We start from the raw sequence: 7,191 nt of genomic DNA on the forward strand, positions 1-7,191 counted from the left end.
GACCCGATAGCAGACGTTTGTTGCGATCAAGACGGAGGGCTGCTGTGCGGGACAAAACCGCCGTTAAATTTTTTACACTCGCTGGCGCAGCATTCTTTCGCACGTGCAGTAGGGATCTTTTGGCAGCGCAGCGGATTTCACTAAACCAGCCATCCAGGCGGTGCATTGCACGATAATTTCAAACCAACTTTTTGTTGCTTCATACTCGAGCTAATAAACTGCGGACAGAACCAATAACCCGATGCGCCCGGCGGAAACTGAGCAGAAGGTAAAAAGTCATATCTGTCACGAAAGCACAAAGGTCTCTTGTGGGCATGCAACGGTTGATTTTGCATTGGGCTAATCCTTTGGATCAGGAGATCAACGGTTCAGGCTTGCGATCAACTGATGAAATTTCTCACCTTGAACAGCGACGTGGCCGCGTAGCGTTTGCGCTGCTACGTCAGCATCACCATCTGTTAAGGCGCATAGGATTTGTGAGTGTTCTTCCATTGATTGATTCATCCGCCCTCGGAAACGCAGCTGAATTCTACGGTACGCCCTTAGACGGTTCTGAAGTTGAAGCGCTTGGCTTGCCAAGAAGGTGTTGGCTGCCCCGCGATAAATAATCTGGTGAAAGGTCTCATTCTCTGTGTAGTAACGATCGTGATCGGTATCTTGGATGGCTTGTTGGCAACGGTCATTCGCATTGACCAAAGAGGCCAAGTCCTTGTCCGACATACGGGTGGCCGCCAATCGACCACATGCAGCTTCGAGCTCGGCCATGGTTTCAAACATCTCCATCAGCTCAACGGGCCCGGGTTGGCGGATAAAAACGCCCCGCCGTGGGATTTGTTCGGCCATTCCCGAGGAAACCAGTACTTGCAATGCTTCACGGATAGGCGTGCGAGAGACATGGAATTGTTCCGCAAGCTTTAGTTCATCAAGGCGTTCGCCATCCTGAAACTCCCCCGAGAAAACGAGCTGCTCGAGCGTATTGGCTATTTGGTCTGCGCGTCTGATATCCATGCATAATCTCTAACACCCACAAAAGAAAAAATGCAAGCGCAAGATTTTTGTATACAATAATATTGACTTGCTATGCGAACCGTGGAAGCCTCCACATAGTAGATTCGACCCATGACGTCGGATCACACCCAGGGAGGAAACTATGAAATTCGCTAAACTTACTGCCACCGCAATGGCTGCATGCCTTGCCATTGGCTCCGCTGCCAGCGCTGAAACACTGCGCCTGTCACACCAGTGGTCCAATACGGACGTGCGCCACCAAGTCGCCCAGATGGTTGCAGATGATGTTGCTGCTGCTGGCGTTGATCTGGAAATCCAGATTTTTGGCTCCAAGTCACTTTTCAAACCACGCGAGCAGTATCGCCCGCTCAGCCGTGGCCAGCTGGACATGACCGTTCTGCCGCTCAGCTATGCAGGCGGCCAACAGCCCGCCTTTAACCTGACATTGATGCCCGGCATGGTTAAGAACCATGATCACGCCGCACGTCTGAGTGCCTCGCCTTTCATGGCAGCACTAGAGGAAAAGATGGCTGATGATGATGTCATGGTACTGGTGCACGGCTACCTCGCAGGTGGATTTGTCGGCAAAGACAAATGCATCACCAAGCCTGCGGATGTCGAAGGCCTTCAAATTCGTGCAGCTGGCAAATCGTTCGAGCAAATGCTGGCAGGTGCTGGTGCGTCAATCACGGGTATGGCCTCTTCCGAAATCTACAACGCGATGCAAACTGGCGTTCTGACCGCAGCGAACACATCATCGTCGTCGTTTGTGTCCTACCGGATTTATGAGCAGGTCAGCTGCTATACGCCTGCGGGTGATGTTGCATTGTGGTTCATGTACCAGCCATTGCTGATGAATAAATCCAAGTTTGACAGCTTGAATGCAGATCAGCAAAAGGCGCTGATGGATGCCTCTGCCAGGGCGCAGGCCTTCTATCTGGAAGAAGCCAAAAAGCAGGATGCTGCATCCGAGCAGGTCTTCCGTGATGCAGGTGTCGAGATTGCCCAGATGTCTCCTGAAGACTTTGAAGCATGGCGCGCATTGGCGCAGGAGACATCCTACGCCGCATTCGTTACAGAAGTTGAAGGCGGTCAAGAGCTGCTCGATATGGCGCTGGCTGTCGAATAATCGACGCTTCGGTTGGGCTGCGCATGATTGCGGCCCAACCCCATCCAACACCTCATTCAAGGACATCATTATGGCGGTCCAAAGTTCCGTCGCGATGGCGCAAACGGGCAATAACCCGTTCCTGCGTCTGGTCGCGGCACTCTCTACACTTGCAGGCTGGTGCTCGGCCGCGATGATTGTCGCGGCGATTGGCATCACATGTCAGATGATTTTCGTGCGCTTTGCACTCAATGGATCAACTACTTGGCAGACCGAAGCCGTGATTTACCTTGCTATCGGGTCCACACTGATCGGCTTGCCCTATGTGCAGCGCCTTCGCGGGCATGTGAACGTTGACCTGATCCCCTTGGCATTAGGGCTAAAGCCGCGGTTTGTCCTTGCGATGTTCACGCTGTCCCTGTCGATCATCATGGTCGGCATCATGCTGTGGTACAGCTTTGAATTCTGGCACCTGACGTGGGAGCGGAATTGGAAATCCGACACAATCTGGGGCGTGCGCCTGTGGATACCCTATGCCGCACTGCCTATTGGGTTTGCCCTGTTCCTACTGCAACTAATTGCCGACATGGTCGCCATCCTGCTCAAGATAGAAAAGCCATTCGGCTTGGAGGACACATAATGGATCCGCTCACGCTTGGCGCGGTTGTCGCTGTCTGCACCATTCTGGTGCTCTTCTCAGGTGTCTCCGTCGGTCTGGGGCTTTTAATCGTCTCAACAGGATTTATTATAATTTTCGATGGCATGCGGTCGCTTGAGCTGCTGCCCGAAATTCTATTCGGTAAGCTGGATAACTTTGCCCTTCTGTCGATTCCGATGTTCATCATCATGGGCTCGTCCATTGCCTCCACCCGCGCAGGCGCTGATCTGTACGAGGCGCTTGAGCGGTGGTTGACCCGTGTGCCGGGCGGCCTTGTGATCTCCAACCTTGGCGCCTGTGCGCTCTTCGCGGCAATGTCGGGTTCCAGTCCTGCAACCTGTGCAGCGATCGGCAAGATGGGCATCCCAGAGATGCGCAAACGCGGCTATCCCGACGGTGTGGCTGCAGGCTCTATTGCGGCAGGCGGCACGCTTGGCATTCTGATCCCCCCCTCCGTCACCATGATCGTCTACGGCATCGCGACAGAGCAATCCATTGGTCGCCTGTTCCTTGCGGGCGTGATACCTGGATTGCTGTTGGTTACCCTGTTCATGGCATGGTCGCTTTATGCGACGTGGAAATCCGGCGACCAGCAATTGCTGGCCCAAGGCAACTATACTTGGAAGGAAAAGTTTGAAATCCTGCCCCGTGTCCTGCCATTCCTCTTCATCATCGTGGGCGTGCTCTATGCCATGTACGGCGGCGTCGCGACCCCATCCGAGACAGCAGCGGTCGGCGCGCTTTTGTGCCTGATCATCGCTATGGTGATCTACAAACTCTGGAACCCTGCCGACCTCTGGGTCGTGTTGCGCGACAGCACCAAAGAGAGCGTGATGATCCTCTTCATCATCGCCGCTGCGGGCGTGTTTTCCTACATGCTGTCGAGCCTTTACATCACGCAGTCCATCGCTGAATGGATCGGCACGTTGGATGTGAACCCTTGGGTTTTGATGGCAGCCGTGAACGTCTTCTTGTTGATCGCTGGCTTCTTCTTGCCCCCCGTCGCTGTGATCTTGATGGCTGCACCTATCTTGCTGCCGATCATCACGACAGCTGGCTTTGATCCGATCTGGTTTGCAGTTGTTTTGACCATCAACATGGAAATTGGGCTTATCTCACCACCTGTTGGCCTCAACCTCTATGTCATCAACGGCATCGCACCTGACATCTCGCTGAAAACCATCCTGATGGGATCATTGCCTTTCGTGGCCTGCATGGTGCTTGCCATCCTGTTGCTGTGCTTTTTCCCTGGGCTCGCCACTTGGCTGCCGAACTACGTGATGGGTGCCGCGATATGAGCTATTTCGGAGGGCTTTTCTCTACCGTATTTGAGCGGCGCTTTGCGAATGCCGTGTCCACACAGGCCGAGGGGCGGCCGATCACTGATTTGTCCCTCGATCTGCTGGGTGCCATGGGCGAAGTATCGGGCAGCACTTTGGCCCAGATGATCCTCGACCAATACGCAGGCAGCAATGACGCAGACAAACGCGTGTTTTTCGAGTTCATGATGCGGGATCTTGAGATTGACCCCGTGGACGTTGTCGAAAGCCTGAAGCGCTACAAAGAAACACCAACCAAGCGCAGCTACCGCGACTATACCCGCGCCAGCGAGCCAAAACGACAGGAACTGTTGCGCAGACTGAACCAAGTCCCTGGCGGCACGCAGCGTTTGGTGTCTATGCGCAAAGATCTGCTTGGGATGATCAAAGGGGATCCCAAACTGGGGCCGCTTGATGTGGATTTTGGCCACTTGTTTGCATCATGGTTCAACCGTGGCTTTCTGGTTCTACGCCCAATCAACTGGTCCAGCCCCGCAGAAGTGCTGGAAAAAATCATCGCCTATGAGGCAGTGCATGCCATTGACAGCTGGGGTGATCTGCGCCGCCGTTTACAGCCTTCTGACCGGCGGTGTTACGGGTTCTTCCACCCCGCCATGCCAGATGAGCCGCTGATCTTTGTCGAAGTCGCTTTGAACAAGGGTGTTCCAAACTCGGTCCAAACGTTGCTTGCCGATGGTCGCGACCCCATCGCTGCCGAAGAGGCCGACACAGCCGTGTTCTATTCCATCTCAAATTGTCAGGCAGGGCTTGCGGGCATCTCGTTTGGCAACTCGCTCATCAAACAAGTTGCTGCCGATCTGGCAAGTGATCTGGTAGGGCTTGAGACGCTTGTGACCTTGTCGCCGATACCTGGTCTGAACAAGTGGCTAGAAACCACCAACATAGCCACCCTGAAAGGCGCGTCCTTGGAGGTGCAAGCCGCACATTATTTGCTGAGTGCAAAGCGGGACGATAAGCTACCGGTGGACCCGGTGGCACGTTTTCATCTGGGCAATGGGGCGGCAGTTCATGCCGTGCACGCAGAGGCAGACTTGTCCGACAACGGCATGCGGCAGTCGGGCGGCGCGATGGTGAACTATCTCTATGATCTTACTCAGATCACCACCAACCACGAAAGATTTGTCGTCGAAAAGATAGTGGCCGCCTCGGCTGAGGTTCACGCGCTCAGTGCGCAGGTCACCACAACGAAATAAGGATCCAAGACATGGCAAACCCGCTATTCGATTCCCTGTTCGGGCAGCACCTTGAAAGCGAAGCAGTCTTTTTGCATTTGCCTGAAGATAAGTCACTGACCTATGGAGATTTTCTGCGGCTTGCTGCGCAATATGCCGGTGCATTTGCGGACATGGGGCTTGTGGCGGGGGACCGTGTCGCGGTTCAAATTGAGAAGTCCCCGCAGGCATTGGCCGTCTATGCCGCCTGCGCACAGGCTGGGTTGGTCTTTTTGCCGCTGAACACGGCCTATACCGCAGATGAAGTGACGTATTTTGTCGAAAATAGTGGTGCGGGCATCGTGTTGGGCGACGACAACAAACGCAGCGCATTAGAGCCAATCGCCAAAAGCTGTGGTGCCCGACTGGAGACCCTGAACGCAGACGGCTCTGGCTCATTCGCAGACAAGGCTGCTGGGTTCCCAACGGTTTTTGACACGGTGCCACGAGAGGCAGGAGACCTCGCCGCGTTCCTATACACTTCCGGCACGACGGGTCGCTCAAAAGGTGCGATGTTGACCCAAGACAATCTGCTGTCCAACGCGCAGACGTTGCAAAAGGAATGGAGATTTACGGCGCGCGACGTGTTGTTGCATGCCTTGCCGATCTTCCACACCCATGGGCTGTTTGTCGCAAGCAACATTACACTTTTGTCTGGCAGCAGCATGATCTTTCTGCCCAAGTTCGATCTGGATCAGATCATCGCAGACCTGCCCCGCGCCAGCACGATGATGGGCGTGCCTACTTTTTATACCCGCCTGCTGAGCGACGCGCGGTTTACCAAGGAACTTACGACACACATGCGTCTGTTCGTGTCCGGCAGCGCACCTTTGTTGGCCGAGACGCATGTGCAATTCGAGGAGCGTACAGGTCATCGCATTTTGGAACGTTACGGGATGACGGAAACCAACATGAACACTTCGAACCCCTATGATGGCGAGCGGCGCGCTGGCACTGTGGGTTTTCCGCTACCAGGGATTGAGCTAAAAATCACTGACAGCAACACGGGCGAACCCCTACCGCAGGGCGAGATCGGTGAGATCGAAGTGCGCGGACCGAACGTGTTCAAGGGTTACTGGCAGATGCCTGAAAAGACTGCCGAAGAGTTGCGCAGTGATGGTTTTTTCATGACGGGCGACTTGGGCCAGATTGATGCAGATGGATATGTCAGCATCGTCGGGCGCAATAAGGATCTTATCATTTCAGGTGGTTACAACATCTATCCCAAGGAAATTGAGCTGCTATTGGACGACCAGCAGGGTGTGTTGGAAAGTGCGGTCATTGGCGTGCCGCATCCCGATTTTGGAGAGAGTGTTCTGGGTGTTCTGGTCGCACGTCCTGAACAGGAGTTGGACATTGAAGGCATACGGCAAAAGATTGGGAAATCACTTGCCCGGTTCAAGCAACCACAAAAACTGGTGGTTGTCCCGGAGCTTCCTCGTAACACCATGGGCAAGGTACAAAAGAAAGCGTTGAGAGAGATGTTTTCGGGTGAAATTATCAGCTAAATGGGTGTTGTCGTGGGGTGGAGCAAATGGCTGCTTTTCATGCTGCACTACGACCCCAAAATCAGCGCCGGTGCAGCGTAAGTCTTGCTGCGAGCGCATGCAGAACAATAATCGAATTCAAAGTTTGGGCGTATTCTGTTGAAAAACTCCGATATCGGGCATTCGGGCTAGATTTGGCAGAAAAGCATTCTGGTTCCTTCAAGTTTTGCCAGGTTTTCTTGGTGTATTATGACCAAAGGAGAACAATTTTCTGCTTTTTGAGAACTTGCAGTTGCAGCAAAGAGTTTTTCAACAGAATGGGCTAATTCTGTTGAAAAACTCTTCTTGATTTGGATGGCATTGGCTGATTCAATTTCCC

The 7,191-nt window shown here is 53.7% G+C and carries 7 protein-coding genes; 5 read left to right on the top strand and 2 right to left on the bottom strand.

All coding sequences use genetic code 11. The features are described 5' to 3' along the window. Positions 1-360: 360 nt before the first annotated feature. On the bottom strand, positions 361-1,008 hold the full coding sequence (locus tag QZ197_RS13525) for a GntR family transcriptional regulator (RefSeq protein WP_296432626.1): 648 nt from the start codon (positions 1,006-1,008) through the stop codon (positions 361-363). 142 nt (positions 1,009-1,150) lie between these two features. Between QZ197_RS13525 and dctP the strand changes: the two genes are divergently transcribed. The 5 genes from dctP (at position 1,151) to QZ197_RS13550 (ending at position 6,833) form a co-directional block, all read left to right on the top strand. Further along, the gene (gene dctP, locus QZ197_RS13530) at positions 1,151-2,137 is read left to right on the top strand and encodes a TRAP transporter substrate-binding protein DctP (protein WP_296432628.1); all 987 of its coding nucleotides are present in this window, start codon (positions 1,151-1,153) and stop codon (positions 2,135-2,137) included. 70 nt (positions 2,138-2,207) lie between these two features. Then, positions 2,208-2,756 carry a TRAP transporter small permease gene (locus tag QZ197_RS13535; RefSeq protein WP_296432631.1) on the top strand — a complete coding sequence of 183 codons (549 nt, stop codon included), beginning with the start codon at positions 2,208-2,210 and terminating at the stop codon, positions 2,754-2,756. Further along, entirely contained in the window at positions 2,756-4,072 is a 1,317-nt protein-coding gene (locus QZ197_RS13540; protein WP_296432633.1) for a TRAP transporter large permease, read from the top strand. The genes QZ197_RS13535 and QZ197_RS13540 overlap by 1 nt, the downstream gene beginning before the upstream one ends. Beyond that, entirely contained in the window at positions 4,069-5,307 is a 1,239-nt protein-coding gene (locus QZ197_RS13545) for a malonyl-CoA decarboxylase family protein (RefSeq protein ID WP_296432634.1), read from the top strand. The genes QZ197_RS13540 and QZ197_RS13545 overlap by 4 nt, the downstream gene beginning before the upstream one ends. An 11-nt stretch (positions 5,308-5,318) precedes the next feature. Beyond that, entirely contained in the window at positions 5,319-6,833 is a 1,515-nt protein-coding gene (locus QZ197_RS13550) for a malonyl-CoA synthase (protein ID WP_296432635.1), read from the top strand. Between the two features lie 167 nt (positions 6,834-7,000). Here QZ197_RS13550 and QZ197_RS13555 read toward each other — a convergent pair. After that, positions 7,001-7,191, bottom strand: a 191-nt coding sequence (locus QZ197_RS13555; RefSeq protein ID WP_296432637.1) for a hypothetical protein, incomplete at its 5' end; no start/stop codon positions are given.

It is taken from the genome of Yoonia sp. (assembly GCF_017854415.1).
Taxonomy (GTDB): domain Bacteria; phylum Pseudomonadota; class Alphaproteobacteria; order Rhodobacterales; family Rhodobacteraceae; genus Yoonia.

Excerpts from the sequence above, each read along its gene's own strand:
- QZ197_RS13550 (WP_296432635.1), top strand. The coding sequence starts at position 5,319 with ATGGCAAACCCGCTATTCGATTCCCTGTTCGGGCAGCACCTTGAAAGC.
- dctP (WP_296432628.1), top strand. The coding sequence starts at position 1,151 with ATGAAATTCGCTAAACTTACTGCCACCGCAATGGCTGCATGCCTTGCC.
- QZ197_RS13540 (WP_296432633.1), top strand. The coding sequence starts at position 2,756 with ATGGATCCGCTCACGCTTGGCGCGGTTGTCGCTGTCTGCACCATTCTG.
- QZ197_RS13535 (WP_296432631.1), top strand. The coding sequence starts at position 2,208 with ATGGCGGTCCAAAGTTCCGTCGCGATGGCGCAAACGGGCAATAACCCG.
- QZ197_RS13545 (WP_296432634.1), top strand. The coding sequence starts at position 4,069 with ATGAGCTATTTCGGAGGGCTTTTCTCTACCGTATTTGAGCGGCGCTTT.
- QZ197_RS13525 (WP_296432626.1), bottom strand. The coding sequence starts at position 1,008 with ATGGATATCAGACGCGCAGACCAAATAGCCAATACGCTCGAGCAGCTC.